Here is a 25,141-nt window from a genome sequence, read left to right on the forward strand (position 1 = left end):
CATGCGCGCACACGAAGCCGGAGCGTTGCACGCCGAGGGCTACCGGGGTCCCGCGTGGCTCCAGACCCCCGTCGACGTCAACGCCCTCGTCCCCTCCCTCTGGGCATCCTCCGTCGACCGCGGCCCCGACGGTGTCCTCCGTGTCGGGGGCGTGAGCGTGACCGAGCTGGCGCGCGAGTTCGGCACACCCGCATACATCGTCGACGAGGACGACTTCCGTTCGCGCGCACGGGCTTTCAAGCAGACGTATGCCGAGGTGTTCGACGGTCTGTCGGGCGGCGCCGACGTCTACTACGCCGGCAAGGCCTTCCTCTGCACCGAGGTCGCGCGCTGGGTCCGCGATGAGGGCCTGCACCTCGACGTGTGCACCGGGGGCGAGCTGGCGGTGGCCAAGCGGGCCGGGATGCCCGGCGAGCGGGTCGGCTTCCACGGCAATAACAAGTCCGTCGCCGAGATCCGCGACGCCCTCGACTACGGCGTCGGCCGCATCGTCATCGACTCGCTCGAGGAGATCGACCGGGTGGCCGGTGTCGCCGCCGAGCTCGGCGTCGTCGCCCCGGTGCTCATCCGGGTGACGGTCGGCGTCGAGGCGCACACGCACGAGTTCATCGCCACGGCCCACGAGGACCAGAAGTTCGGGCTCTCGCTCTCCGGCGGTCAGGCGTTCGAGGCGGCCCGTCGCATCCTCGACCGCCCCGAGACCCTGCGCCTGCTCGGGCTGCACAGCCACATCGGCTCACAGATCTTCGACACTGCCGGCTTCGAGGTCTCGGCACGGCGCATCGTCGGCCTGCACACGCGGATCGCCCGGGAGCTCGGCGTCGAGCTGCCCGAGCTCGACCTCGGCGGCGGCTTCGGCATCGCCTACACCACCGAGCACGACCCGCTCCCGCCCCGGCGGCTGGCCGCCGGCATGGCCGAGATCATCGAGCGGGAGTGCCGCGCCGACGGGGTTGCCGTCCCGCGCATCTCGATCGAGCCGGGACGCGCCATCGCCGGGCCGACGACCTTCACCCTCTACGAGGTGGGCACCGTCAAGCCCGTCGACCTCGACGGCGGCGCCCAGCGCGTCTACGTCTCCGTCGACGGCGGCATGAGCGACAACGTGCGCACCGCGCTCTACGACGCCAACTACTCCTGCACCCTCGCCGGTCGCGCCTCGGACGCGGACCCCGTGCTCGCCCGCGTCGTCGGTCGCCACTGCGAGAGCGGCGACATCGTCGTCAAGGACGAGTTCCTCCCGGCCGACGTCGGACCCGGTGACCTGATCGCGGTGCCCGGCACCGGCGCCTACTGCCGCTCGCTCTCGAGCCAGTACAACCACACGCCGCGGCCGCCGGTCGTGGCCGTGCGGGACGGGCGCGCTCGCGTCATCGTCCGGCGCGAGACGATCGACGACCTGCTGGCGCTCGATCTCTGATGGCACGCTGATGCCGGCCGCAGATCTTGCTCCGTTGCTGTCCGGATCGCGAAACAACGGCGTCCACCTGTCGGACAGACGGCAGGATTCGCAGCGTGGAGAGCACCGTGACTGAAGCCAGGCCGTTGCGCGTCGCCCTGCTCGGTGCCGGGGTCGTGGGCGGCGCCGTGGCCCGCCTGCTCACCGAGCACGCGGACGACATGGCCGCCCGGGTCGGGGCGCCCCTCGAGATCGTCGGCATCGCCGTGCGCCGCGGCGGCCGCGACCGCGGAGCGCTAGGGGTCGACCCGGGTCTGTTCACCACGGACGCCGCCGAACTCGTCACCCGGGCCGATGTCGTCGTCGAGGTCATCGGTGGCATCGAGCCGGCCCGCTCCCTCATCCTGCGGGCGATGCAGCACGGCGCCTCGGTCGTCACGGCCAACAAGGCGCTGCTGGCCGAGGACGGACCGGCCCTCTACGCGGCGGCCGCCGAGCACGGCGTCGACCTCTACTTCGAGGCGGCCGTCGCCGGGGCCATCCCGCTGCTGCGCCCGCTCCGCGAGTCCCTCGCCGGCGACGAGGTGCGCCGGGTCCTCGGCATCGTCAACGGGACCACCAACTACGTCCTGGACAAGATGGACACGACCGGCGCGGGCTTCGACGACGCCGTGGAGCAGGCCCAGGCGCTCGGCTATGCGGAGGCCGACCCGACGGCGGACGTCGAGGGGTTCGACGCCGCGGCCAAAGCCGCGATCCTGGCCTCGCTGGCCTTCCACACCCGCGTCTCCGGCGCCGACGTCTACCGCGAGGGCATCACCGAGGTGTCGGCGGCCGACGTCTCGGCGGCCCGCGAGATGGACTCTGTCGTCAAGCTGCTCGCCATCTGCGAGCGCAGCGACAAGGGCGTCAGCGTGCGCGTGCACCCCGCGATGATCCCGCGCACCCACCCGCTCGCGGGTGTCCGCGAGGCGTTCAACGCCGTCTTCGTCGAGGCCGACGCCGCCGGCGAGCTGATGTTCTATGGCAAGGGTGCCGGCGGCGACCCGACCGCCTCCGCCGTGCTCGGTGACCTCGTCGCGGTCGCCCGCCACCGCGTCGGCGGTGGCCTCGGGCCGGGCGAGTCGAGCTACGCCGACCTGCCGATCCTGACCATGGGCGATGCGCAGACGAGGTATCACATCAGCCTCGACGTCGAGGACCGGTCGGGCGTGCTCGCGCAGGTCGCCGCCGTCTTCGCGGACCACGACGTGTCGATCGAGACGGTGCGCCAGCAGCTCGTCCCCGCCGGCGACGGGCAGGCGGCCCGCGCCAACCTCATCATCGTCACGCACTCCGCCAGTGACGCGGCCCTGTCGTCCACCGTCGAGCGCCTGCGCACGCTCGGCGTCGTCCGGGGCGTCAACTCCGTCATGCGCGTGGAAGGTTCATGATGGCCCACCAGTGGCGCGGCGTGATCCGCGAGTACGCCGACCGGCTGCCGATGCTCGAGGGAGCGCCGGTCGTCACCCTGCACGAGGGCGGCACACCGCTCATCCACGCCGAGAAGCTGTCCGCGCGCATCGGCGCCGAGGTGTACCTCAAGTACGAAGGCCTCAACCCCACCGGGTCGTTCAAGGACCGCGGCATGACGACGGCGATCAGCGTCGCCGCGCGCAAGGGTGCGAAGGCGGTCATCTGCGCGAGCACGGGCAACACGAGTGCGTCGGCGGCGGCATACGCCACGAAGGCCGGCATGACGTGCGGCGTCCTCGTTCCCGACGGCAAGATCGCGATGGGCAAGCTCAGCCAGGCGATCGCGCACGGGGCCACGCTCCTGCAGGTCGACGGCAACTTCGACGACTGCCTCACCCTGGCGCGCAAGCTCGCGGAGGCCTACCCGGTCGAGCTCGTGAACTCGGTGAACCCGGCTCGCATCGAGGGCCAGAAGACGGCGAGCTTCGAGGTCGTCGACGCCCTCGGCGACGCCCCGGACATCCACTGCCTCCCCGTTGGCAACGCCGGCAACATCACCGCCTACTGGCGCGGCTACCGGGAGTACCTCGCCGACCCGGTGACCGACGCGCCGGGCGGCCCGGCGACCCACCTGCCCCAGATGTGGGGCTTTCAGGCCGCCGGTGCCGCGCCGATCGTCCTCGGCCACCCGGTGGACCACCCCGAGACCATCGCGACCGCCATCCGCATCGGCAACCCCGCCTCGTGGGAGCAAGCCGTCGCGGCCCGCGACGAGTCGGGTGGGCGCATCGAGTCCGTGACCGACGAGCAGATCCTCGAGGCCCACCGCTACCTGTCGTCGCAGGAGGGGGTCTTCGTCGAGCCCGGCTCGGCGGCGTCGGTGGCCGGACTGCTCGCCAGCCACGAGGCGGGCTTCGTGCCGCCGGGCGCGCGCATCGTGTGCACCGTCACCGGGCACGGGCTCAAGGACCCGCAGTGGGCCCTGCGCACCGCCGACGGGGGAGACGTCGTGCCGACCCGGGTCTCCGTGGACGCGGTCTCCGCGGCGCAGGCCCTCGGGCTCGAGGGCTGACCGCGTGAGCCGGGTGCCCCCGGGACGCTCCGTCGAGGTGCGCGTGCCCGCGAGCAGCGCCAACCTCGGCCCCGGTTTCGACTCGGTGGGTCTGGCCCTGGGCCTGTGGGACCGCTACGTCGTGTCGACATCGGACCGCGGCGGCCTGTCCGTCCGGGTCAGCGGAGAGGGCGCCGGTGAGGTGCCCACCGACGAGCGCCACCTCGTCCACGCCACGATGCGGCACACGTGGGGGACGCTAGGGGTCGAGGCCCCCGACGGCTTGCTCATCGAGGCCACCAACGGAGTGCCGCACAGCCGAGGGCTGGGCTCGTCCGCCACGGCGATCGTGGCGGGAGTCGTTGCGGCGCAAGCTCTTTCGTCCGGCGTCGCGCCCACCTCCCTGCCGTATGCCGGGTGGCCGACTCCCGGGGAGCCGGTGCCGGTCGAGCTCGGGCTGGCGGCGCACGTATCGAGCCTGCTCGAGGGCCACCCCGACAACGCGTCCGCCAGCGTGTACGGGGGACTGACGGTCAGCTGGATGCCCGACGACACGGGGCTCGACCGCGGCGACCGCACCGTGACCGCACGCATCACTCCGCACCCCGATGTCGAGGTGGTCGTCTTCGTCCCCGACACGCAGCTCGCCACCCGCACCGCGCGCGCCGTGCTGCCCCCGACGGTTCCCCTCGCGGCGGCGGCTGCCGACGCAGGCCGGGCCGCGTTGCTCGTGCACGCGCTCACCTCGGACCCCTCGCACCTGCACGCGGCCACCCGGGACTGGCTGCACCAGGAGGCCCGCCGTGCCTCCTACCCCGAGACCATGCACCTCGTCGACCTGCTGCGCGGGCAGGGCCAGGCCGCCGTCGTGTCGGGAGCCGGCCCGAGCGTGCTCGTGCTCTGCACGCGTGACTCGGTGGCGCAGGTGGACGCGGGCTGCCTCTCGTCCCACTGGAGCAGGCTGCTTCCGGGGGTTCCCGCACACGGCGCCGTCGTGCAGGCTCGCTGACCCGCGACCCGGCGACACCTGCGTGCTGTTGGGCATGCACGCGTTGCCCGGATGTTATCCTTGCGACGCACCTCATGCCGCGACAACGCAGGCTGGTGCGCCACCCCCACACTGAGGCGACGTCACCTGCCTCTGGGCGCGTTCTGCGCCGACGTGGACTCTCAGACGGCCAGGTCACCTGGCCCAGGTCCGGCCCGCTGGAATCTCCCGGGTCGCAAACGAGGGGGAAGGATCCTTCGTGTCAGAAACAACCACCCGTCCAGTCTCCGGCCTGTCCGCGATGAAGCTGGACGAGCTCAAGGGCGTCGCGTCGTCGATGGGGATCACCGGGACGACGAAGATGCGCAAGAGCGACCTCGTCGAGGCGATCAAGGCTCGTCAGTCGGGTGGCTCATCGGCCCCCGCAGCATCTGGTCAGCCCACTCCGGCCGCCTCCAGCGAGGCCCCCGCCGCGACCTCCGCCGCGACCTCCGCCGAGGCGGCACCGGCAGCCACCGAGGGTGCTCCTGCTCGCACCCGGGGGTCGCGCCGGGTCAGCCGCCCCGCCGGTTCCGCAGCGGTCTCCGACGCCTCCGACGCCGCGGCTGCGGCTCCGCAGTCGCAGGCCGACTCCGCCGCGCGCCCCGAGACCGCCGCGCAGGTCGGTGCCGACGAGACCTCCGGAGCACCGGCGCGTGAGCGTGCGGTCCGCGGAGAGCGTCGTGACCGCAACGACCGTGGCGACCGCAGCGACCGTGCCGAGCGCGCCGAGCGCGCGGTGCGCGAGACGCTCGAGCCGCGTGAGGACCGTCAGCACGGCGACCGCGGGGACCGTCAGCAGGGCGACCGTCAGCAGAACGACCGTCAGCAGAACGACCGCCAGCAGAACGACCGCGGCGACCGCCAGCAGAACGACCGCGGCGAGCGCCAGCAGAACGACCGCGGCGAGCGCCAGCAGAACGACCGCGGCGAGCGCCAGCAGAACGACCGCGGCGAGCGCCAGCAGAACGACCGCGGCGAGCGCCAGCAGAACGACCGCGGCGACCGCCAGCAGAACGACCGCGGCGACCGCCAGCCGCGGCAGGACCGGCAGGACCGGCAGGACCGTCAGCACGACCGCCACCAGGACGAGTCCGCTGACCACAACCGCGGGCAGCAGTCTGGTTACGACGACGACGAGCGTGGGAGCCGCCGCAGCCGCAACCGCCAGCGCAGCCGCGACCGCAAGCGCGGCCGCGGGCGCGACGGCGGGCAGGAGTGGGCCGACACCGACCTGCAGATCGGCGACGACGACGTCCTCGTGCCGGTCGGCGGCATCCTCGACGTGCTCGACAACTACGCCTTCGTCCGCACCTCCGGCTACCTCGCCGGCTCGAGCGACGTCTACGTGCCGCTGGGCATGGTCAAGAAGCACGGGCTGCGCAAGGGTGACGCGGTCACCGGTGCGGTCAAGGCCCTGCGCGAGGGGGAGCAGCCGTCGGGCAACGTCGGCCGGCAGAAGTTCAACGCGCTCGTGCGCCTCGACACCGTCAACGGCCAGTCGCCCGACGAGGCCGCCAAGCGCGTGGAGTTCGGCAAGCTGACTCCGCTCTACCCGCAGCAGCGCCTGCGGCTCGAGACCGAGCCGCACGTGCTCACGACGCGGATCATCGACCTGGTCGCCCCGATCGGCAAGGGCCAGCGCGGCCTCATCGTCGCCCCGGCCAAGGCCGGCAAGACGATGATCATGCAGACCATCGCCAACGCGATCACGACGAACAACCCCGAGTGCCACCTCATGGTCGTCCTGGTCGACGAGCGTCCGGAGGAGGTCACCGACATGCAGCGCGCCGTCAAGGGCGAGGTCATCTCCTCGACCTTCGACCGGCCGGCCGAGGACCACACGACGGTCGCCGAGCTCGCCATCGAGCGTGCCAAGCGCCTCGTGGAGCTCGGTCACGACGTCGTCGTGCTGCTCGACTCGATCACCAAGCTGGGCCGCGCGTACAACCTCGCTGCCCCGGCCAGCGGCCGCATCCTCTCCGGTGGTGTCGACTCCGCCGCGCTCTACCCGCCGAAGAAGTTCTTCGGGGCGGCGCGCAACATCGAGAACGGCGGCTCGCTCACGATCCTCGCGACCGCGCTGGTCGAGACCGGCTCGAAGATGGACGAGGTGATCTTCGAGGAGTTCAAGGGCACCGGCAACATGGAGCTGCGCCTCAGCCGTGACCTGGCCAACCGGCGGATCTTCCCGGCCGTCGACATCAACAGCTCGGGCACGCGCCGTGAGGAGATCCTCCTCGCGAGCGAGGAGCTGAAGATCATGTGGAAGCTGCGCCGGGTCCTCGGCGGTCTCGACGCGCAGCAGGCCATCGAGCTGCTCATCGACCGCCTCAAGAAGACCCGCACCAACTACGAGTTCCTGACGCAGGTCCAGCACACGAGCGGCTCCCGGCTCGACGACGACGCCTGACCAGGCATCCCGGTCCTGCCGCCGGCAGAAGGGGACGACGCCACACGCGTCGTCCCCTTTCGGCGTTTTCGGGTGAGAAACAAGTGAATTGGCCTAAAATGGTCCTTCCGACCGATCCACGATGGAGAGCCATGTCTGCGCCCGCCGGCGACCCTGATGCCAGCCCCGTCCGCGTCCTGGTGGCCGACGATGACGCCGACATCCGAGACCTCGTCGAGTTCAAGCTCACGCAGGCCGGGTATGCCGTGCAGGCCGTCGCCGACGGCATCGGCGCCTGGGAGGCGTTCGTCGCCGACCCGCCCCAGCTGGCCGTCCTCGACGTGATGATGCCGGGGCTGTCGGGCATCGACGTGCTGCGCAAGATCCGCGAGAGCGAGTTCGCCTCCGTGCCGGTGCTCCTCCTCAGCGCGAAGTCCCGCGACTCCGATGTCGACACCGGATTCGCCGTCGGCGCCGACGACTACGTCATCAAGCCGTTCAGTCCTCGCGAGCTGCTGCACCGCGTCAACGGCATGCTCGCCCGGGCTCGCTGAGCGGACACCGTAGTGGTCATCGGGGGAGCGCTGATCGCCGGCGCCACCATCGCCGTGCTCGGCGTCTGCGTGCTGCTCGTGCTGCTCGTCGTGGCGGTCCGCGCTCGCCGTCACCGCCGTCAACGCCGTGAGGAGATGCTCCTCTCGCCGCTGCGGCCGCACCTCATCGAGGTCGCTGCCGGCGAGGACGACGAAGGTGTTGCTGTGCGCCAGCTGACCGGCGCCACCGACGCCTCGCGCACGGTGCTCGACCGCAACATCGTCGAGCTGCTCACCAAGATCCGCGGCGTCCCTGCCGAGCAGCTCGTCGAGGTGCTCGAGGCCCACGGCGCGGTCGAGGCGGCGGCACGAGACCTGACGAGTCGCTCCGCCGTGCGCCGGGCCAGGGCGGCACAGCTGCTGGGGCTGGCCCGCGCCGGAGGAGCGGTGCCCCTGCTCGTGAACGCGCTCGAGGACGAGGCCGTGGAGGTCCGCAACAGCGCCGCATACGCACTGGGGCTGATCGGTGACGCCGCCGCAGCAGGGCCCGTCCTCTCGGCCATCGGGCACCCCGAGCGGGGGCTTCCCGCGGCGACCGCGGCCGAGGCGCTGCAGTCGATGGGGGTCGGGATCTCCGAGGTCCTGCGCGAGGCGCTGGACGACGACCACCCCCGTACGCGCATGGTGGCGGCCCATCTCAGCGGCGAGCGCAGCTTCACCCGCTGCCTGCCCGACCTGCGCCGCCTGCTCGAGGAGGACGGCGATCTCACGGTGCGCGAGACGTGCGCACACGCCATCGGCCGCCTGGGCCGCGGAGACGACGTCGAGGTGCTGGCCCGACACACCGGTGCCGGCGAGCCCCTCGCGCTGCGACGCGCCTGCGTCGCAGCCCTGGGCGAGCTCGGTCAGCCGGCGGCGGTGCCGGCCCTCGCCGCCCTGCTCGACGATCCCGACCCCCGTCTGGCCGAGCTGGCCGCCGCCGGGTTGCTGGGCCTCGGTGCCGACGGGCGCGAGGCCCTCGTGGGGCACGCGGACGACCCTGCCGTGCAGTCGGCACAGCTGGTCGCGAGCCTGCAGCGGGCGTCGGCATGAGCTGGGACGGCGGGGTCTCGGCACTGCGCGCTGCCGTGGTGTGGCTGATGGACGTCTCGAGCGTGCCGATCCTCGTCTACTTCTTCCTCATCAACTCCTCGCTGCTGCTCCTCATCGTCCTGGCCTACCTCGAGTTCCGGGCGCAGGAGCGTCGTCGGGCGACCGCGCTGTCGTGGCAGGGCGCCGGTCTGGCGCCGGGGGTCTCCCTGCTGGTGCCCGCCTACAACGAAGAGGTCGGCATCGTCACGGCCGTCAAGTCCTTCCTGACGCTGCGCTATCCCCGCCACGAGGTGGTGGTCATCGACGACGGCAGCACCGACCGCACGTTCGCCCGGCTCGACGAGGCGTTCGACCTCGTCCGCGTGCCGCGCGAGCTGCCCCGCGAGGTCCCGATCCGGGCCCAGGTCTTCGACACCTACGTGCCCCGCGACGGACGCACCCGCCTCGTCGTCGTCCGCAAGGAGAACTCCGGGCGCTCCGAGGCCATCAACGTCGGGATCAACGCCGCCAGCGAGCCCCTCATCGCGATCATCGACGGCGACTCCATCCTCGAGCCGGACGGTCTGCTCCACGTGACCCGTCCCTTCGCCGACGACCCGACCCGCATGGTGGCAACCGGTGGGGCGATCCGCCCGGTCAACGGCAGCCGTGTCGTCTCGGGCCGCATCGTGCGCGTCGAGATGCCCCAGACCTGGATCCCGCGCATCCAGCTCGTCGAGTACCTCCGTGCCTTCCTGCTCGGCCGCACCGGCTGGTCCAAGCTGGGCGGCCTCATCCTCATCAGCGGCGCCTTCGGACTCTTCCGGCGCGACGTCGTCGTCGAGGTCGGCGGTCTCGACCCCGACAGCATCGGCGAGGACTTCGAGCTGGTCATGCGCATCCACAAGCACCTGCGTGACGAGGGTCGCGACTACCGCATCGAGTTCGTGCCCGAGCCGGTCTGCTGGACGGAGGTGCCGGTCACCGCCACGGTGCTGCGCAACCAGCGGCGCCGCTGGCACCGCGGCCTCTGGGAGACGCTGTGGGCCTACCGCTCCATGCTCTTCCGCCCGCGCTACGGCCGCATCGGCTCGCTCGCCCTGCCGTACTACTGGCTCTTCGAGCTCGTCGCGCCGCTGCTCGAGCTCTTCGGCATCGTGATCGTCCCGCTCGCGCTGCTGCTGGGGGTCGTCGACGTGCCCTTCGCGCTTCTCTTCCTGGCGCTCGCCTACGGGTATGCCGTGCTCGTGACCCTCTCGGCGATGGTCGTCGACGAGTGGGCCTTCCACAAGCACGACCGCTGGCGCGCGATCTCCCAGACGATCGGCGCCTCGATCCTCGAGAACATCGGCTACCGGCAGGCCACCGTGTGGTGGCGTCTCGAGGGCTGGTGGGCCAGCCTGCGCGGCCGCAAGCAGGTCTGGGGCGTCATGACCAGGACCGGCTTCGACGAGGACGCTGCATGACGGCGCGCCCCACCGCCATCTCGAGGCGCTCGGTGGGCAGCCAGATCCGGTGGCTGATCGGCATCCTGCTCGTGCTCGTCCCCGTCGGCGCCGTCGTGTCGGTGGCCACCATCCACACCCAGGGCGCCGCGGTGCGGGCCCTGACGCTCGCGCTCGGACCCGCCCGAGAGGCCAACGGCGGGGTGCTCCTCACCATGACACGGGCCGAGGCGGCGTGGACACAGCAGACCGCCGGGCTCGCCCCGAAGGTCGACGCGCTCGGGCTGCAGGCGTCGGTCGCGTCGCAGCTCGACGCGCTCGAGCACGCCGTGGAGAGCACCGAGCTCTCCGCCGGTGACCGCGCCCGCTACGGCGAGCTCGTGCGACAGCAGCGTGCGGCGGTCGACTCGTGGTTCGTCGCAGCTCGCGCGTCGCTGCACGGGCTGTCACCCGGCGCGCGGGCGAGCGAGCAGCTGCGTGGGAGGGCCGCGACGGCATACTCCGACTTCCAGTCGTTCAACCAGCGGCTGGGCACGGACATCCAGGCCCGACGCGACGCCGCGCGCGTGGACTCGCGCGAGGCCACCGCGATCACCTCGGGCGTCATCGTGGCCGTGGACGTCGCCGTGGTGCTCGTGCTCGTGGCCGCCGGCTTGGGCATGCACCGGGCCATCGGGCGGCCCTTGGCGCGGCTGCGCGAAGTGGTGCGGCTTCAGGTCGAGGACGACGTCATCGCCATGGCCAACCAGGAGGAGGGCGCCCTCGAGGTGCGCATGCTCGCCCGCGACTTCAACGACCTCACCCGGGCCAACGCCCGCCTCGTCGACCAGCAGGCGGCCGTGCTCGAGATGCAGGAGCTGGTCCTCGACGTGGGACGCGGCGCGCGTGCGGCCGGCGACGTGAGCGAGGCCCTGCGGCAGGTCACCACCAAGCTCGGCGTCGGTCTCGGCGCCGACCGGGTGCTGCTCTACACGATGGCCGAGGACGGCCAGACCATCGAGGACCGCCTGCAGTGGCACACCGACGACCTGCCCGACCTGCCGCCGCTGCCACGGTCGCTCGCGCAGCAGGTAGGTGTGGTCAACGACGAGCTGCGACGTGACGTGGGCTTCTTCCACCTGCCCGACCTGCTGGCCTGCGACGTCTACGACGACGAGCGCATCCGCGCCTTCCACCGGGCGACCGGCACCCGCTCCCTGCTCATGCTCCCGGTGGGCACCGGTGGCCGTGGCCTGGGCATCCTGTCGGTGATGATGGTCAGCGCCCCCCGACGCTGGCACCGGCACGAGATCCAGGCCTCGCTGCAGTGCTCGGCCATCGCGGCCCAGTCGATCGTGGCCCTGCGCCTGTCGCAGATGCAGGACGAGCAGGTGCGCCGCCTCACCGAGCTCGACCGCCAGAAGACCGACTTCATGGCGACGGTCAGCCACGAGCTGCGCACCCCACTGACCTCGATCAGCGGCTACCTCGAGCTGCTCGTCGACGGTGACTTCGGCGAGGTCACCGACGGGCAGCACGTCGCCCTCGACATCATCGGGCGCAATGCGACCCGGCTGCGCGGCCTGATCGAGGACCTGCTGGTGCTCAACAAGATCGAGATCAGCGGCCTGCAGGCGGTCTCGGAGGAGGTCGCCGTTCGTGACCTGCTGCGTGCCGTGACCGAGACGATGGGTCCCGTCGCGGCCAACAGCGGAGTGCACCTGGTCTGCACCGAGGTGCCCGACGACCTGATGGTGCGCGTCGACCGCGGCCAGCTCGAGCGGGCGCTGATCAACCTCGGCTCCAACGCCGTGAAGTTCACGCCGGAAGGTGGCCGGGTCGAGCTGTCCGCGGAGCGGTCCGGCGACGACTCGACCGTCATCTCCGTTCACGACACCGGCATCGGCATCCCGGCCGGTGACCTCGCGCGGCTGTCCGAGCGCTTCTTCCGGGCCGGCAACGCAACCGCCGCGGCGATCCCCGGCACCGGCCTCGGCCTCGCCATCGTGCGGGCCATCGTCGAGGGACACGGCGGAGAGCTGGTCATCGCCTCGGTCGAGGGTGAGGGCACGACGATGCAGGTCGTCCTCCCGGTCGCGAGGCGCGCCTCCGTCGGGGTGCTCGCCGACGCCTGACGCGGCCGGTTCCCCCTGCCTGCGCGGGGGAATGCGGGAGCGGCACCGCGCGTTTGGGAGGAGGTGCGCCTGTCTGGCACACTCTTCCTTCGGACCGGTTCACGGGAGAGCAGCTCCACAGCGTGAGCAGCGACGACACCGACCCGGCCGACTACCTCGAGGAGACAACGTTGAAGAAGGACCTTCACCCCCAGTACGTCGAGACCACGGTGACCTGCACCTGTGGCAACACGTTCACCACGCGCAGCACCGAGACGTCCGGCAAGATCTCGGCAGACGTGTGCTCCCAGTGCCACCCGTTCTACACGGGCAAGCAGAAGATCCTCGACACCGGTGGCCGCGTGGCCCGGTTCGAGGCCCGTTACGGCAAGAAGGCCGCCAAGTAGGTCTCCCGCACGCCGGCTCCCACGACTTCGGTCGTCGGGGGCCGGCGTTCGTCATACCTGCCCCGTCCTGCTTGACCCGAGCCGAAGGGCCCCCAGTGCTCGAATCCGTCCAGTCGATCCTCGACGAGTACGCCGAGCTCGAGCAGCAGCTCGCCGACCCCGCCGTGCACGGCGACCAAGACCTCGTGCGCACGCTGAACAAGCGGTATGCCGCCCTGGCACCCACCGTGGCCGCCGCCCGTGAGTGGCGGGCCGCCGGCGACGACCTCGCGGCGGCCCACGAGCTGGCGGCCGACGACGAGTCATTCGCCGAGGAGGTGCCCTCGCTCGAGGCGCGCCTGGCCGCGGCCGAGGAGCACCTGCGTCGCATGCTCGTGCCCCGCGACCCCGACGACGACCGCGACGTCATCCTCGAGGTCAAGGCGGGGGAGGGCGGCGACGAGTCGGCGCTCTTCGCCGGCGACCTGCTGCGGATGTACCTGCGCTACGCCGAGCAGCGTGGCTGGCGCACGGCCATCGAGGACGCCACCGAGAGCGACCTCGGCGGCTACAAGGACGTCCGCGTCTCCGTCCGGTCCAAGGGCACCCCGGGCCTGGGGGAGGGGCCGTGGGCGCGCCTGAAGTACGAGGGCGGGGTGCACCGCGTCCAGCGCGTGCCCGTCACCGAGAGCCAAGGCCGCATCCACACCTCGGCCGCCGGCGTCCTGGTCATGCCCGAGGCCGAGGAGGTCGAGGTGACCATCGACCCGGGCGACCTGCGCATCGACGTCTACCGCAGCAGCGGCCCCGGTGGCCAGAGCGTCAACACGACCGACTCCGCCGTGCGCATCACGCACGTCCCCACCGGCCTCGTCGTCTCGTGCCAGAACGAGAAGTCGCAGCTGCAGAACAAGGAGGCCGCCATGCGTGTCCTCCGCGCCCGCCTGCACCAGATGGCCAAGGACGAGGCGGACGCCGAGGCGAGCGCCGCCCGCCGCTCCCAGGTGCGCACCGTCGACCGCTCCGAGCGCATCCGCACCTACAACTTCCCGGAGAACCGCATCTCCGACCACCGCACCGGCTACAAGTCCTACAACCTCGACGCCGTGCTCGACGGGGACCTCGACCCCGTCGTGCAGTCGGCGCTCGACGCCGACGAGGCCGCGAAGCTCGCCGCGCTCGCCGGTGACGGGTCGGGCGCGTGACGGACGGGGCCACCGACCTGCGTGACGGCATACGTGCTGGCGCCGCACGCCTGCGCGAGGCCGGCGTGGCGTCGGCCGACGTCGACGCCGTCGAGCTGGCCGCCCACGTGCTGGGTGTCGAGGCTCCCGAGGTGCGCCGGCTCATGGTCCTCGGGGGCGGCACGCTGCCGAGCACGTATGCCGCCCTCGTCGACGACCGCGCCCGCCGGGTCCCGCTCCAGCACCTCACCGGCCGTGCCCACTTCCGCCGGCTCACCCTCTCGGTCGGTCCGGGCGTCTTCGTGCCGCGGCCCGAGACCGAGGTCCTCGTCGACCTCGCGCTGGCTGAGATCGACCGGGTCGCCGCGGAGCACGGCGACCTGACTGTGCGGGTCGTCGACCTCTGCTCCGGCTCCGGCGCGATCGCGTTGTCGGTGAAGGACGAGCGGCCGGACGCGGAGGTCCGTGGCCTCGAGCTGTCGCCCGACGCGTACGCGTGGGCGGTCGCCAACCGTGACCGGCTGGGCCTGGACGTCGACCTGCGCCAGGGCGATGCCACGCAGCCGTGCTTTAAGGACTGGCGCGGGAGCGTGGACGTCGTCACGGTGAACCCGCCCTACATCCCCGTCGGCGCCGTCCCCCTCGACCCCGAGGTGCGCGACCACGACCCCGACATCGCGCTCTACGGCGGAAGCGAGGACGGGCTGGCGATCCCGCTGGCGGTGGTGCGGGCCGCGGCCGGCCTGCTGCGGCCCGGCGGCCTGGTCCTCGTCGAGCACGCCGACTCGCAGGGCGAGAGCCTGCCCGCTCGGTTGCAGCGCACGGGGGAGTGGACCGAGGTCGCCGACCACGAGGACCTCGCCGGCAGGCCCAGGGTGACGGCCGCTCGCCGAGCCGGGTAGGGCGTGACCCGACCGGGCCGGGGGCGCGGTCACGTCGTCGCGGGATCCGGCTCGATGTCCGTCTTGCGGATCAGTAGGTCGACGACCTCGCCAGGCACGTCCTGCTTGCGGGTCTGCTGCGCCTCCTGCTGCTGCGCGACCTCCACCCTGGCCGCCTGCCATGCCGACCAGTGACCGGACACGAGCGCCCAGAGTGAGAGGGCGGAGACGTAGACCACCGAGTTGAGCCAGCCGAAGACCATGGACACCGGGATCATGACGATCCAGAAGATGGCGAGCCAGCCGTTGACCTTGCGCATGAAGACGGGGTCTGCCTGCACGCTCGCCCACAGCGACTTGATCGGACCCATCGGTGCTCCTCCTGGTGGCACGGCGTCGTGTGGGCGATTCGTACCGGTTCCCTCTGTGAGCCCGCTGTGAGAACGGGCGACCGCGGCCGGACAGCCTGCGGCTCTCCCATGAGGACGTCCCAGTAGGCTCGGGTGCGTGAGCGAACGCTACGACTGCACCGAACCCGCCGGCCGAGCCGAGGGCATCCCGGCGGCCGCGGCCGCCGTCCGACGTGGCGAGATCGTCGTGCTCCCCACCGACACGGTCTACGGCGTCGGGTGTGACGCCTTCGACGCCACCGCCGTGGCCTCCGTCCTGGCCGCCAAGGGCCGCGGGCGCGACATGCCCCCGCCTGTGCTCATCCCCACGGCCCGCACGGCGCAGGGCCTGGCGACTCAGGTCCCGGACTACGCGCAGCGGCTGATGGAGAAGTTCTGGCCCGGGCCGCTGACGCTCGTGCTCAAGGCGCAGACGTCACTGCACTGGGACCTCGGCGACACCAACGGCACCGTGGCGCTGCGCGTGCCCGCCAACGAGATCACCCTCGAGCTGCTCGGCGACATCGGTCCGATGGCCGTCACGAGCGCCAACACCACCGGCGACCCCGCAGCGCGCACGGCCGACGAGGCCATGGCGATGCTCGGGGAGTCCGTGGCCGTCTACCTCGAGGGCGGAGCCGCGGGGGAGGGCCTGCCCTCCACCATCATCGACTGCACGGGCGAGACGCCGGTGACCCTTCGCCTCGGCGCCCTGTCGCAGGCCGACATCGACGCCGCCCTGGAGCCGGAGCCGCCGCTCGAGGCGCCGGCCCCCGAGGCCGGGCCGCCGGCCGATGCGGCAGTCGCCCCTGACGCCCAGCAGCCCGACGTCCCCGCCGACGAGCCTGCCGACGTCGCTGACGTCGCCGGCGACAGCCCTGCCGGCACCGACCTTCCCGTGTCCACCGGTGAGCGCCCGGCGGACGCCCAGGGCCCGACCCAATAGAGTTGGCCCGCGCTCGCGCCCCACTCCCGACCGACCCGGAGACTCCCCATGGCTGACGACACGTTCTACGGTTCCGACTTCGGCGCCCTGCAGTCCTTCGACCCGGACATCGCCGGCGTGCTCCTCTCGGAGCTCGACCGCATCCGCGGAGGCCTGCAGCTGATCGCGAGCGAGAACATCAGCTCGCCGGCCGTGCTCACCGCACTGGGATCGACGCTGTCCAACAAGTACGCCGAGGGCTACCCGGGCCGCCGCTACTACGGCGGCTGCTCCGAGGTCGACAAGGCCGAGCAGATCGCCATCGACCGGGCCAAGGAGCTCTTCGGCGCCGACCACGCCAACGTCCAGGCCCACTCCGGCGCCAGCGCCAACCAGGCCGTCTACGGCGCCTTCATGTCGCCCGGCGACACGATCCTCGCGATGGCCCTGCCGATGGGCGGGCACCTGACGCACGGCACGAAGGTCTCCTTCTCCGGCAAGTGGTTCGACGCCGTGCACTACGGCGTCGACAAGGAGTCCGAGGACATCGACTACGACCAGGTCGAGGCGCTCGCGAAGGAGCACCGCCCCAAGGTCATCTGCGCCGGCGGATCCGCCATCCCGCGCCTCATCGACTTCGAGCGCTTCCGCGCGATCGCCGACGAGGTCGGCGCGATCCTCTGGGTCGACGCGGCCCACTTCATCGGGCTCGTGGCGGGCAAGGCCATCCCATCGCCCGTGCCGTATGCCGACGTCGTGACCTTCACGACCCACAAGGTGCTGCGCGGTCCGCGCTCCGGTGCCCTGGTCTGCAAGGCCGAGCACGCCGCCGCCCTCGACAAGGCGATCTTCCCGATGATGCAGGGCGGCCCGCAGATGCACACCATCGCGGCCAAGGCGGTCAACTTCAAGGAGGCGGCGACCCCGGAGTACGCCCAGTACGCCAAGGACGTCATCGCCAACAGCCAGCAGCTGGCCGCCAGCCTGCTCGAGCTGGGCATCCGCCCGACCACGGGCGGCACCGACACGCACCTGTCGCTGCTCGACCTGCAGGGCGTCGGGGTCACCGGCAAGGAGGCCGAGGAGCGCGCCGACGCCGCCGGCATCGTCCTCAACAAGAACGCCATCCCGTTCGACCCGCAGAAGCCCAACATCGCCTCCGGCATCCGTGTGGGCACGCCGTCCGTGACGACCCAGGGCATGGGCCTCGAGGAGATGAAGCAGATCGCCTCGCTCATCCACCGAGCCGTGACCGAGGGCGACGCCGACCCGGACCACGCGGTGAGCAAGGAGGTGCGTGCGGAGGTCACCGACCTCGTGACGCGCTTCCCGGCATACCCTCGCTGAGTCGGCGTCGGCGTCCGGCGACGGCACCCGAGCGAAGGTCGGTAGGTGCACGAGTACGTCCTCGTCCTCATCGTGGCCGCGGCGGTCACGTACCTCGCCACACCCTTCGTGCGCAGCCTGGCCGTCGCGACGGGCGCCTTCACGGCCGTCCGCGAGCGTGACGTCCACAAGACGCCCATCCCGCGGCTCGGGGGCGTGGGCATCTACATCGGCTTCGTGGCGGCCGCGCTCGTCGCGCGAGCCCTGCCCTACCTCGGCACGCTCTTCTCGACGAAGCAGATCATCGGCGTGGTCGCCGCCGGGGGCATCGTCTGCCTGGTCGGCGCCTTCGACGACATCCGGGAGCTCGACTGGCTGACCAAGCTCGCGGGGCAGATGCTCGCGGCGGGCCTGATGGCCTACACCGGGGTTCAGCTGCTGTCGCTGCCGATCTTCGGCACGACGATCCTGCCGACCCCGGTGCTGGTGCTCTTCACGGTGCTCGTCGTCATCGCCTCCACCAACGCCGTGAACTTCATCGACGGCCTCGACGGGCTGGCGGCCGGCGTCGTGGGCATCGCCGCCTTCGCCTTCTTCATCTACAGCTACCTCGTGTCGCGCTCCTTCGTTCCGGCCAACGTGTTCTCGACCGCCACCTTCATCAGCGCTGCCCTCGTCGGCTGCTGCGCGGGCTTCCTGCCGCACAACTTCCATCCCGCCCGCCTCTTCATGGGCGACTCCGGGGCGCTGACCCTGGGGCTGCTGCTCTCGGCGGCCACGATCACCCTGACCGGCAACGTCGACCCGGCTGAGGTGAGCTCCAACGACGTGTCGGCGGCCTTCCTGCCGATCCTCGTTCCGCTCGCCGTGCTGCTGCTGCCCCTGCTCGACATGCTGCTGGCCGTCGTGCGCCGCACCCGGGCCGGGCAGCGGCCCTGGCACCCGGACGCCATGCACCTGCACCACCGGATGCTGCGCATCGGCCACGGTCACCGCCGGGCCGTGCTGATCCTCTACCTCTGGGCCGCCATCGTGGCGCTCGGATCGGTGTCCTTCGTCATCTGGGACGGGCTGCGGCCACTCGCCGTCGTGGGGGCTGCGGCAGCCATGGGTCTCGTGCTCACGGTCTGGCTTCCGCGGTGGAGGCCTTCTGAGCGCTTGTGATAGCATTCACAAGCACCTGAGGGCAGTCTGAGAAGGCCGCCGACGGTGCTCGAACACCCCGCTCCATACCCTTTCCGCCCCGGGTCGCACGTCCTCCCAGAGCCGACTGCGACCGTGCACCACGCCTCCCGACGCACCCAGGCAGGTCCTCCTTGAGCGCCACACCGGCCCGCAACGCATCACAGTCCGATGCGTTCGCGCAGCTCCTCCGGGGCTCGCTGCTCCCGACGGCCGTCACCGGCCTCGGCTGCGTCGTCGTCGGCCTCTTCTCGAGCCCCAAGGCCGCCTGGTCCGCTGCGCTCGGTGCGGCGCTCGTCATCTTCTTCTTCAGCCTGACGCTGCTGGTCATGAAGCGCACGGCCGACCTGGCGCCCACGACCACCATGATGGTCGTGATGGCCACCTACACCCTCAAGGTGCTGGTCCTCGGCGTCGTGATGTTTGCGCTGCGCGACGTCACGTGGGCCTCCGGCTACGCCATCGGGGTGTCGATCACGGTGTGCGCCGTGGTGTGGCTCTTCTTCGAGATGCGCGCCTACAAGCGTCTGCGGATCTTCGCGTACGACCCCGACGGTGAGGCCTCGCTCGACCGCCCGCCGAGGCCGGAGCCGCGTGATGAGCCGTGAGAGCGGAGACCGACATGAGCACCCCCACCCCTCCCGCGCCGGATGCCGACGGCCCCGACAGGGCCCACGCCCAGGAGCCCACGGAGGAGGAGCGCCAGGAGCAGCTGCAGGCGTTCAACCGCCGCGAGCAGGACTCGGCATGGCGCGCGGTGGCCTACCTGCTGACCGGACCGCTGATCTACGGCGGGCTCGGTGCCCTCGCGGACCACTGGCTGGGCACGTCGTGGCTGGTCGGAGCCGGGATCGTGGGCGGGATGGCCTTGTCGCTGTACCTCATCTGGTTCCGATACGGTACCCATTGAGCCAACTGTCGATCCTGGCCTGCGTGCGGCCGAGCACCGTGCCGCCGACCAGCGCATCGCCCGCCGAGCTGGCGATCACCGGCCCACCGCCTTGCCCAGCCCCCTGCACTGCCCCTGAACTGCTGATGCCGCCCGCCGGCCCCAGCGCCCAGAACGTACGAAGGAGTAATCCGTGAGCATCGTTGCCGCCGCACCGACGGACTTCGAGGCCCCTGGAGTCAGCGAGTTCTGGCAGCCGCTGTTCGGCACCAGCGGCGCGTGGGCCATCACCCGCCCGATGCTGCTCATGGTGGCCTCGGCCATCCTCCTCGCGTGGTACCTGCTGGCCACCACCCGCAAGAAGGCGCTCGTCCCCAGCCGCGGCCAGATGGCCACCGAGGCCGTCTACGGCATGGTGCGCAACGGCATCGCCAAGGACCTCATCGGGTCCAAGGAGTTCCTCAAGTTCGTCCCGCTGCTGTTCTCGCTGTTCATGGTCATCCTCGTGAACAACGTCTTCGGCGTCCTGCCGCCGTTCAGCTACCCGACGATGAGCCGCATCGGCTTCCCGATCGCCCTCTCGCTGCTCGTGTGGATCATCTTCCACGTCGTCGGCATGCGGAAGCACGGCTTCTTCGGCTACTGGAAGTCGCTCGTGCCCGCGGGCCTGCCGAAGGCGATGATCGCGCCGATCTTCATCCTCGAGCTGATCACCGACCTGTTCACCCGGCCGGTCACGCTCGCCCTGCGACTCTTCGGCAACATGTTCGCCGGCCACATCCTCATCGTGCTGTTCATCACCGGTGGCTGGTACATGCTCACCAACGGCGGCATCCTCGTCGTCGCCGGTGGCGTCACCTGGATCTTCGCCTTCGTGATGACGCTCTTCGAGCTGCTGGTCGAGTTCCTGCAGGCCTACGTCTTCACCCTCCTCGCCGCGCTCTACATCGGCGGCGCCCTGGCCGACGAGCACTGACGGCCGCACCAGCTGCACCACCCGTTCCACCCCACGCTTCACCCAGCCCCGCTGGTAACCGCCAGCGGGACCGACCAGAAGGAAATGGAATCAACATGACCGGCAACATCGCCATCCTCGGTTACGGCCTCTCCGCCATCGGCCCCGGTATCGGTGTCGGCCTGATCTTCGCCGCCTACATCAACGGCGTGGCGCGTCAGCCCGAGGCCCGCGGCATGCTCCAGCCGATCGCCTTCCTCGGCATGGCCATCACCGAGGCGCTCGCCATCTTCGGTATCGCCCTCGCGTTCGTCTTCAAGTCCTGACGCCAGCCGGGCCACCCCGAAGCACCGTTCGTTTCTCTCTAGGAGACCCGCATGCAAGCAGTGACCGTGACCGCCGAGAGCGGCGACAGCGGCTTCTGGGCCACCGCGGCACCGATCATCCCGCACCCGCTGGAGTTCATCTTCGGCCTCGTGGTCTTCGCGATCCTCTACTTCATCGTGAAGAGCAAGGTCGTGCCGCGCCTCGAGCAGATCTACGCCGAGCGCACCGCTGCCATCGAGGGCGGGATGAACAAGGCGGAGGAGGCCCAGGCGCAGGCCCAGGCTGCCCTCGAGCAGTACCAGGCCCAGCTCATCGAGGCTCGCTCCGAGGCTGCCCGCATCCGTGAGGACGCCAAGGCCCAGGGCGCGCAGATCCTCGCCGAGATGCGTGAGCACGCCGCGGCCGAGGCGGCACGGATCACCGAGACCGCGCACAAGCAGATCGAGGCCGAGCGCCAGCAGGCGGTCGTCTCGCTCCGCAGCGACGTGGGCCGCATCTCGACCGACCTCGCCAGCCGCATCGTCGGCGAGTCGCTGCACGACGAGACCCGTCAGAAGGGCATCGTCGAGCGCTTCCTCGCCGAGCTCGAGTCCGGCGACGTCGTGCGTGAGAAGGTCGGGGATCGCTGATGCAGGGTCCCTCACGCGCAGCCGCGGCGGCGAGCCGCGAGGCGTTCACGGGCGCCCTCGCGGCCGGTGCCGACCGGGCGCGGCTGGCTGATGAGCTCTTCGCGGTCGTCGACGTGATCGACGGCAGCGCGACCCTGCGTCGCGCCGTCGCCGACCCGTCGCGCGAGGGCTCGGACAAGGCACAGCTCGCCGAGCGGCTCTTCTCGGGCAAGGTCAGTGCCGAGACGCTCGTCGTGCTCAAGGGCGTCTTCACGCAGCGGTGGAGCTCGGAGCGTGACCTCTCCGACACCCTCGAGTCGTATGCCGTCGAGGCCGTCATCGGCCAGGCGGAGTCCGCCCGCCGTGCCGACCGGCTCGAGGACGAGCTGTTCCGCTTCGAGCGGATCGTCGCGGCCGACCCCGCACTGCGTGCGGCCCTGTCCGACACGCAGGCGCCGGCGGACCGCCGGGCCGACCTGGTCTCGTCGCTGCTGCGCGACAAGGTGACGCCCGAGACCCTCGTGCTGGCCCGTCAGGCGGTGGTCGCTCCCCGCGGCCGTCGTTTCGACCGGGTCGTGGAGCAGTACCTCGAGACGGCCTCGAGCCGCCGCGAGCAGCAGACGGCCGTCGTGACCTCGGCCGTCCCGCTCACCGACGACGACCGGGCCCGCCTCGCCGCGGGTCTCGCCGCCCTCTACGGCGGCACGGTCCACGTCAACACCGTCGTCGACCCGCGGGTCCTGGGCGGGGTCAAGGTCGAGATCGGTGACGAGGTCATCGACGGGACCGTCATCCGCAAGCTCGACGCGGCCCGCCGGGCCATGGGCGCCTGAGGCGTCTACCACCAGCTGTGAACAACCACCGGCCCTTGCGGGTCGAAACCGAGGAGAAGATCTGACATGACGGAGCTTTCGATCCGTCCGGAGGAGATCCGGGACGCACTGGACTCGTTCGTCCAGTCCTACGAGCCCGGCGCGGCCTCCCGCGAAGAGGTCGGCCGCGTCACCGACGCCGGTGACGGCATCGCTCACGTCGAGGGCCTGCCCTCGGCCATGACCAACGAGCTGCTCCAGTTCGAGGACGGCACGCTCGGCCTCGCCCTCAACCTCGACGTCCACGAGATCGGCGTCGTCGTCCTCGGTGACTTCGCCGGCATCGAGGAGGGCCAGACCGTCAAGCGCACGGGCGAGGTCCTCTCCGTCCCGGTGGGCGACGCGTTCCTCGGCCGGGTCGTCGACCCGCTCGGCAACCCGATCGACGGCCTCGGCGACATCCAGAGCAGCGAGCGCCGCGCGCTCGAGCTGCAGGCGCCGACCGTCGTGCAGCGCAAGTCGGTGCACGAGCCGCTGCAGACCGGCATCAAGTCGATCGACGCCATGACGCCGATCGGCCGTGGCCAGCGCCAGCTCATCATCGGCGACCGCCAGACCGGCAAGACCACGGTCGCGATCGACACGATCATCAACCAGAAGCGCAACTGGGAGTCCGGCGACCCCGACGCCCAGGTCCGCTGCATCTACGTCGCGATCGGCCAGAAGGGCTCGACCATCGCGTCGGTGCGCGGCACCCTCGAGGAGGCCGGCGCCCTCGAGTACACCACGATCGTCGCGGCCCCCGCGTCCGACTCGGCGGGCTTCAAGTACCTCGCCCCCTACACCGGCTCGGCCATCGGCCAGCACTGGATGTACCAGGGCAAGCACGTCCTCATCGTCTTCGACGACCTGTCCAAGCAGGCCGAGGCCTACCGCGCCGTGTCGCTGCTGCTGCGCCGTCCGCCGGGCCGCGAGGCCTACCCGGGCGACGTGTTCTACCTGCACTCGCGCCTGCTCGAGCGCTGCGCGAAGCTCTCGGACGACCTCGGTCACGGCTCCATGACGGGCCTGCCGATCATCGAGACCAAGGCCGGTGACGTCTCCGCGTACATCCCGACCAACGTCATCTCGATCACCGACGGCCAGATCTACCTGCAGGCCGACCTGTTCAACGCCAACGTGCGTCCGGCCATCGACGTGGGTGTCTCGGTCTCCCGAGTCGGCGGTGCCGCGCAGATCAAGGCGATGAAGTCGGTCGCCGGTCGACTCAAGCTCGACCTCGCGCAGTTCCGCGCCATGGAGGCCTTCGCGATGTTCGCCTCCGACCTCGACCCCGCCTCGCGTGCGCAGCTCGCTCGCGGTGCGCGTCTGGTCGAGCTGCTCAAGCAGCCGCAGAGCTCGCCGTACCCCGTCGAGGAGCAGGTCGTCTCGATCTGGACCGGCACGACCGGCCGCCTCGACGACGTCGCCGTCGAGGACGTGCGCACCTTCGAGCAGGAGCTGCTCGAGACGCTGCGCCGCGAGGGCAAGATCCTCCAGACCATCCGCGAGACGCTGAAGCTCGACGACGACACCGAGGCTGCCCTGGCCAAGGTCGTCGACGAGGTGAAGTTCACCTTCCGTGGCACCGGTCGCGACGGCCTCGAGGCCGGCAGCGAGGAGTTCGACGAGATCGCCGACGACCAGATCACGCAGGCGCAGATCGTCAAGCAGAAGTGAACCCCGGGGGCGCGCAGCCCCCGGGTTCCCCCTGAGCCGCCCGCCTGACCGGGCGGGCGGCTCGGGGGGACCACACGGCATACGCAGGCCGTGCCCAGCACGACACGTCACACAGACTCACGAGACCAAGAGAGGCGGAGCTCATGGGAGCGCAGATGCGGATCTACCGCCAGCGCATCAAGTCCGTCAACTCCATCAAGAAGATCACCAACGCGATGGAGCTGATCGCCGCCGCCCGCGTCGTCAAGGCACGCCAGCGGGCCACCGAGGCGATGCCGTACACGACTGCGCTGACCCGCGCCGTGTCCGCGGTGGCGACCAACACGAACGAGGACCATCCGCTGACGACGGCGAAGGAGACGGCCAAGCGGGCTGGCGTCGTTCTCATCACGGCGGACCGCGGACTTGCCGGTGCCTACTCCGTCGCGGCGATCAAGGAGAGCGCGGAGCTCATCTCGCGCCTGACCGCCGAGGGTAAGGAGGTCGTGCCCTACCTCGTCGGTCGCAAGGCCGTGAGCTACTACAAGTTCCGCAAGCGTCCCTACGCGGCCGAGTGGACGGGCTTCTCCGACGCCCCGACGTTCGAGAACGCCAAGGAGATCGCCGACCGCATCACCGAGGACTTCCTCAAGGACTACGAGCAGGGCGGCCACGACGAGATCCACGTCGTCTTCACCCGGTTCCGCTCGATGGTCCGCCAGGAGCCCCACGTGCTGCGCCTGCTGCCGCTCGAGGTCGTCGACGCCGACGCGGCCGCCGAGGACGAGAGCCTCGACTTCAGCGTCCGGCACTACGAGGAGGGGCAGCTCGCGCCCGAGTACTCGTTCGAGCCGAGCGCCGCCGAGGTGCTCGACCTGCTCCTGCCGAAGTACGTCCGCAACCGGATCTACACGGCCCTGCTCAGCTCGGCCGCCTCCGAGCTCGCGGCCCGCCAGCGCGCCATGAAGTCGGCCACCGACAACGCGACCGAGCTCATCAAGAAGTACGAGCGCCTCGCCAACCAGGCACGCCAGGCCGGCATCACCCAAGAGATCAGCGAAATCGTGGGCGGCGCCAACGCCCTCGCCGACGCCCAGAAGTAACCCGCCCAGA

24 protein-coding genes are annotated in these 25,141 nt (G+C 71.1%); 23 read left to right on the top strand and 1 reads right to left on the bottom strand.

Features of this window, described 5'->3' with window-relative positions; genetic code table 11:
• Position 1: 1 nt before the first annotated feature.
• The 12 genes from lysA to prmC all read left to right on the top strand — a co-directional run bounded on the left by lysA (position 2) and on the right by prmC (position 14,938).
• Entirely contained in the window at positions 2-1,420 is a 1,419-nt protein-coding gene (gene lysA, locus AB0316_RS11070) for a diaminopimelate decarboxylase (protein ID WP_366273065.1), read from the top strand.
• Between the two features lie 107 nt (positions 1,421-1,527).
• Entirely contained in the window at positions 1,528-2,832 is a 1,305-nt protein-coding gene (locus AB0316_RS11075) for a homoserine dehydrogenase (protein WP_366273066.1), read from the top strand.
• A complete protein-coding gene (thrC, locus tag AB0316_RS11080) occupies positions 2,832-3,926 on the top strand; it encodes a threonine synthase (protein ID WP_366273341.1) in 1,095 nt (364 codons plus the stop codon). The genes AB0316_RS11075 and thrC overlap by 1 nt, the downstream gene beginning before the upstream one ends.
• Before the next feature lie 4 nt (positions 3,927-3,930).
• The gene (locus tag AB0316_RS11085; RefSeq protein ID WP_366273067.1) at positions 3,931-4,914 is read left to right on the top strand and encodes a homoserine kinase; all 984 of its coding nucleotides are present in this window, start codon (positions 3,931-3,933) and stop codon (positions 4,912-4,914) included.
• Between the two features lie 238 nt (positions 4,915-5,152).
• The gene (rho, locus tag AB0316_RS11090; protein WP_366273068.1) at positions 5,153-7,345 is read left to right on the top strand and encodes a transcription termination factor Rho; all 2,193 of its coding nucleotides are present in this window, start codon (positions 5,153-5,155) and stop codon (positions 7,343-7,345) included.
• Between the two features lie 131 nt (positions 7,346-7,476).
• Positions 7,477-7,878: a response regulator gene (locus AB0316_RS11095; RefSeq protein ID WP_366273069.1), complete on the top strand. Its 402-nt coding sequence runs from the start codon at positions 7,477-7,479 to the stop codon at positions 7,876-7,878.
• A 12-nt stretch (positions 7,879-7,890) separates the two neighbouring features.
• Positions 7,891-8,949, top strand: a complete 1,059-nt coding sequence (locus AB0316_RS11100; protein ID WP_366273070.1) for a HEAT repeat domain-containing protein — start codon at positions 7,891-7,893, stop codon at positions 8,947-8,949.
• The gene (locus tag AB0316_RS11105) at positions 8,946-10,394 is read left to right on the top strand and encodes a glycosyltransferase family 2 protein (RefSeq protein ID WP_366273071.1); all 1,449 of its coding nucleotides are present in this window, start codon (positions 8,946-8,948) and stop codon (positions 10,392-10,394) included. The genes AB0316_RS11100 and AB0316_RS11105 overlap by 4 nt, the downstream gene beginning before the upstream one ends.
• Positions 10,391-12,487, top strand: a complete 2,097-nt coding sequence (locus AB0316_RS11110) for an ATP-binding protein (protein ID WP_366273072.1) — start codon at positions 10,391-10,393, stop codon at positions 12,485-12,487. The genes AB0316_RS11105 and AB0316_RS11110 overlap by 4 nt, the downstream gene beginning before the upstream one ends.
• Before the next feature lie 170 nt (positions 12,488-12,657).
• A complete protein-coding gene (gene rpmE / locus AB0316_RS11115) occupies positions 12,658-12,873 on the top strand; it encodes a 50S ribosomal protein L31 (protein ID WP_344058045.1) in 216 nt (71 codons plus the stop codon).
• Between the two features lie 95 nt (positions 12,874-12,968).
• On the top strand, positions 12,969-14,057 hold the full coding sequence (prfA, locus tag AB0316_RS11120) for a peptide chain release factor 1 (RefSeq protein ID WP_366273073.1): 1,089 nt from the start codon (positions 12,969-12,971) through the stop codon (positions 14,055-14,057).
• On the top strand, positions 14,054-14,938 hold the full coding sequence (gene prmC / locus AB0316_RS11125) for a peptide chain release factor N(5)-glutamine methyltransferase (RefSeq protein WP_366273074.1): 885 nt from the start codon (positions 14,054-14,056) through the stop codon (positions 14,936-14,938). The genes prfA and prmC overlap by 4 nt, the downstream gene beginning before the upstream one ends.
• Positions 14,939-14,967: 29 nt before the next feature.
• Here prmC and AB0316_RS11130 read toward each other — a convergent pair whose 3' ends face one another.
• Positions 14,968-15,288, bottom strand: coding sequence for a hypothetical protein (locus AB0316_RS11130; protein WP_366273075.1), 321 nt, complete (start codon positions 15,286-15,288; stop codon positions 14,968-14,970).
• A gap of 136 nt (positions 15,289-15,424) precedes the next feature.
• Between AB0316_RS11130 and AB0316_RS11135 the strand changes: the two genes are divergently transcribed.
• The 11 genes from AB0316_RS11135 to AB0316_RS11185 all read left to right on the top strand — a co-directional run bounded on the left by AB0316_RS11135 (position 15,425) and on the right by AB0316_RS11185 (position 25,131).
• Complete coding sequence (locus AB0316_RS11135) at positions 15,425-16,252, top strand: L-threonylcarbamoyladenylate synthase (RefSeq protein WP_366273076.1); 828 nt, start codon at positions 15,425-15,427, stop codon at positions 16,250-16,252.
• A 48-nt stretch (positions 16,253-16,300) separates the two neighbouring features.
• Positions 16,301-17,578, top strand: a complete 1,278-nt coding sequence (gene glyA / locus AB0316_RS11140) for a serine hydroxymethyltransferase (protein ID WP_366273077.1) — start codon at positions 16,301-16,303, stop codon at positions 17,576-17,578.
• 45 nt (positions 17,579-17,623) lie between these two features.
• Positions 17,624-18,721: an MraY family glycosyltransferase gene (locus AB0316_RS11145; protein WP_366273078.1), complete on the top strand. Its 1,098-nt coding sequence runs from the start codon at positions 17,624-17,626 to the stop codon at positions 18,719-18,721.
• Between the two features lie 152 nt (positions 18,722-18,873).
• Positions 18,874-19,347, top strand: coding sequence for a hypothetical protein (locus tag AB0316_RS11150; RefSeq protein ID WP_366273079.1), 474 nt, complete (start codon positions 18,874-18,876; stop codon positions 19,345-19,347).
• A gap of 14 nt (positions 19,348-19,361) precedes the next feature.
• Entirely contained in the window at positions 19,362-19,649 is a 288-nt protein-coding gene (locus AB0316_RS11155) for an AtpZ/AtpI family protein (protein WP_366273080.1), read from the top strand.
• A gap of 172 nt (positions 19,650-19,821) precedes the next feature.
• Positions 19,822-20,604: a F0F1 ATP synthase subunit A gene (atpB, locus tag AB0316_RS11160; protein ID WP_366273081.1), complete on the top strand. Its 783-nt coding sequence runs from the start codon at positions 19,822-19,824 to the stop codon at positions 20,602-20,604.
• A gap of 95 nt (positions 20,605-20,699) precedes the next feature.
• Entirely contained in the window at positions 20,700-20,909 is a 210-nt protein-coding gene (atpE, locus tag AB0316_RS11165) for an ATP synthase F0 subunit C (RefSeq protein WP_366273082.1), read from the top strand.
• A 51-nt stretch (positions 20,910-20,960) separates the two neighbouring features.
• On the top strand, positions 20,961-21,539 hold the full coding sequence (locus AB0316_RS11170; RefSeq protein ID WP_366273083.1) for a F0F1 ATP synthase subunit B: 579 nt from the start codon (positions 20,961-20,963) through the stop codon (positions 21,537-21,539).
• A complete protein-coding gene (locus tag AB0316_RS11175) occupies positions 21,539-22,351 on the top strand; it encodes a F0F1 ATP synthase subunit delta (RefSeq protein WP_366273084.1) in 813 nt (270 codons plus the stop codon). Before AB0316_RS11170 ends, AB0316_RS11175 begins: the two co-directional genes overlap by 1 nt.
• A 66-nt stretch (positions 22,352-22,417) precedes the next feature.
• A complete protein-coding gene (gene atpA, locus AB0316_RS11180) occupies positions 22,418-24,049 on the top strand; it encodes a F0F1 ATP synthase subunit alpha (RefSeq protein WP_366273085.1) in 1,632 nt (543 codons plus the stop codon).
• Between the two features lie 143 nt (positions 24,050-24,192).
• Positions 24,193-25,131: a F0F1 ATP synthase subunit gamma gene (locus AB0316_RS11185; protein WP_366273086.1), complete on the top strand. Its 939-nt coding sequence runs from the start codon at positions 24,193-24,195 to the stop codon at positions 25,129-25,131.
• Positions 25,132-25,141 lie beyond the last annotated feature (10 nt).

Origin of the sequence: Terrabacter sp. NPDC080008 (assembly GCF_040702505.1) — a bacterium.
Classification (GTDB): domain Bacteria; phylum Actinomycetota; class Actinomycetes; order Actinomycetales; family Dermatophilaceae; genus Terrabacter.

Excerpts from the sequence above, each read along its gene's own strand:
- AB0316_RS11095 (WP_366273069.1), top strand. The coding sequence starts at position 7,477 with ATGTCTGCGCCCGCCGGCGACCCTGATGCCAGCCCCGTCCGCGTCCTG.
- atpE (WP_366273082.1), top strand. The coding sequence starts at position 20,700 with ATGACCGGCAACATCGCCATCCTCGGTTACGGCCTCTCCGCCATCGGC.
- AB0316_RS11130 (WP_366273075.1), bottom strand. The coding sequence starts at position 15,288 with ATGGGTCCGATCAAGTCGCTGTGGGCGAGCGTGCAGGCAGACCCCGTC.
- AB0316_RS11185 (WP_366273086.1), top strand. The coding sequence starts at position 24,193 with ATGGGAGCGCAGATGCGGATCTACCGCCAGCGCATCAAGTCCGTCAAC.
- AB0316_RS11170 (WP_366273083.1), top strand. The coding sequence starts at position 20,961 with ATGCAAGCAGTGACCGTGACCGCCGAGAGCGGCGACAGCGGCTTCTGG.
- glyA (WP_366273077.1), top strand. The coding sequence starts at position 16,301 with ATGGCTGACGACACGTTCTACGGTTCCGACTTCGGCGCCCTGCAGTCC.
- AB0316_RS11175 (WP_366273084.1), top strand. The coding sequence starts at position 21,539 with ATGCAGGGTCCCTCACGCGCAGCCGCGGCGGCGAGCCGCGAGGCGTTC.
- atpA (WP_366273085.1), top strand. The coding sequence starts at position 22,418 with ATGACGGAGCTTTCGATCCGTCCGGAGGAGATCCGGGACGCACTGGAC.
- AB0316_RS11155 (WP_366273080.1), top strand. The coding sequence starts at position 19,362 with ATGAGCACCCCCACCCCTCCCGCGCCGGATGCCGACGGCCCCGACAGG.
- AB0316_RS11105 (WP_366273071.1), top strand. The coding sequence starts at position 8,946 with ATGAGCTGGGACGGCGGGGTCTCGGCACTGCGCGCTGCCGTGGTGTGG.
- lysA (WP_366273065.1), top strand. The coding sequence starts at position 2 with ATGCGCGCACACGAAGCCGGAGCGTTGCACGCCGAGGGCTACCGGGGT.
- thrC (WP_366273341.1), top strand. The coding sequence starts at position 2,832 with ATGGCCCACCAGTGGCGCGGCGTGATCCGCGAGTACGCCGACCGGCTG.
- AB0316_RS11110 (WP_366273072.1), top strand. The coding sequence starts at position 10,391 with ATGACGGCGCGCCCCACCGCCATCTCGAGGCGCTCGGTGGGCAGCCAG.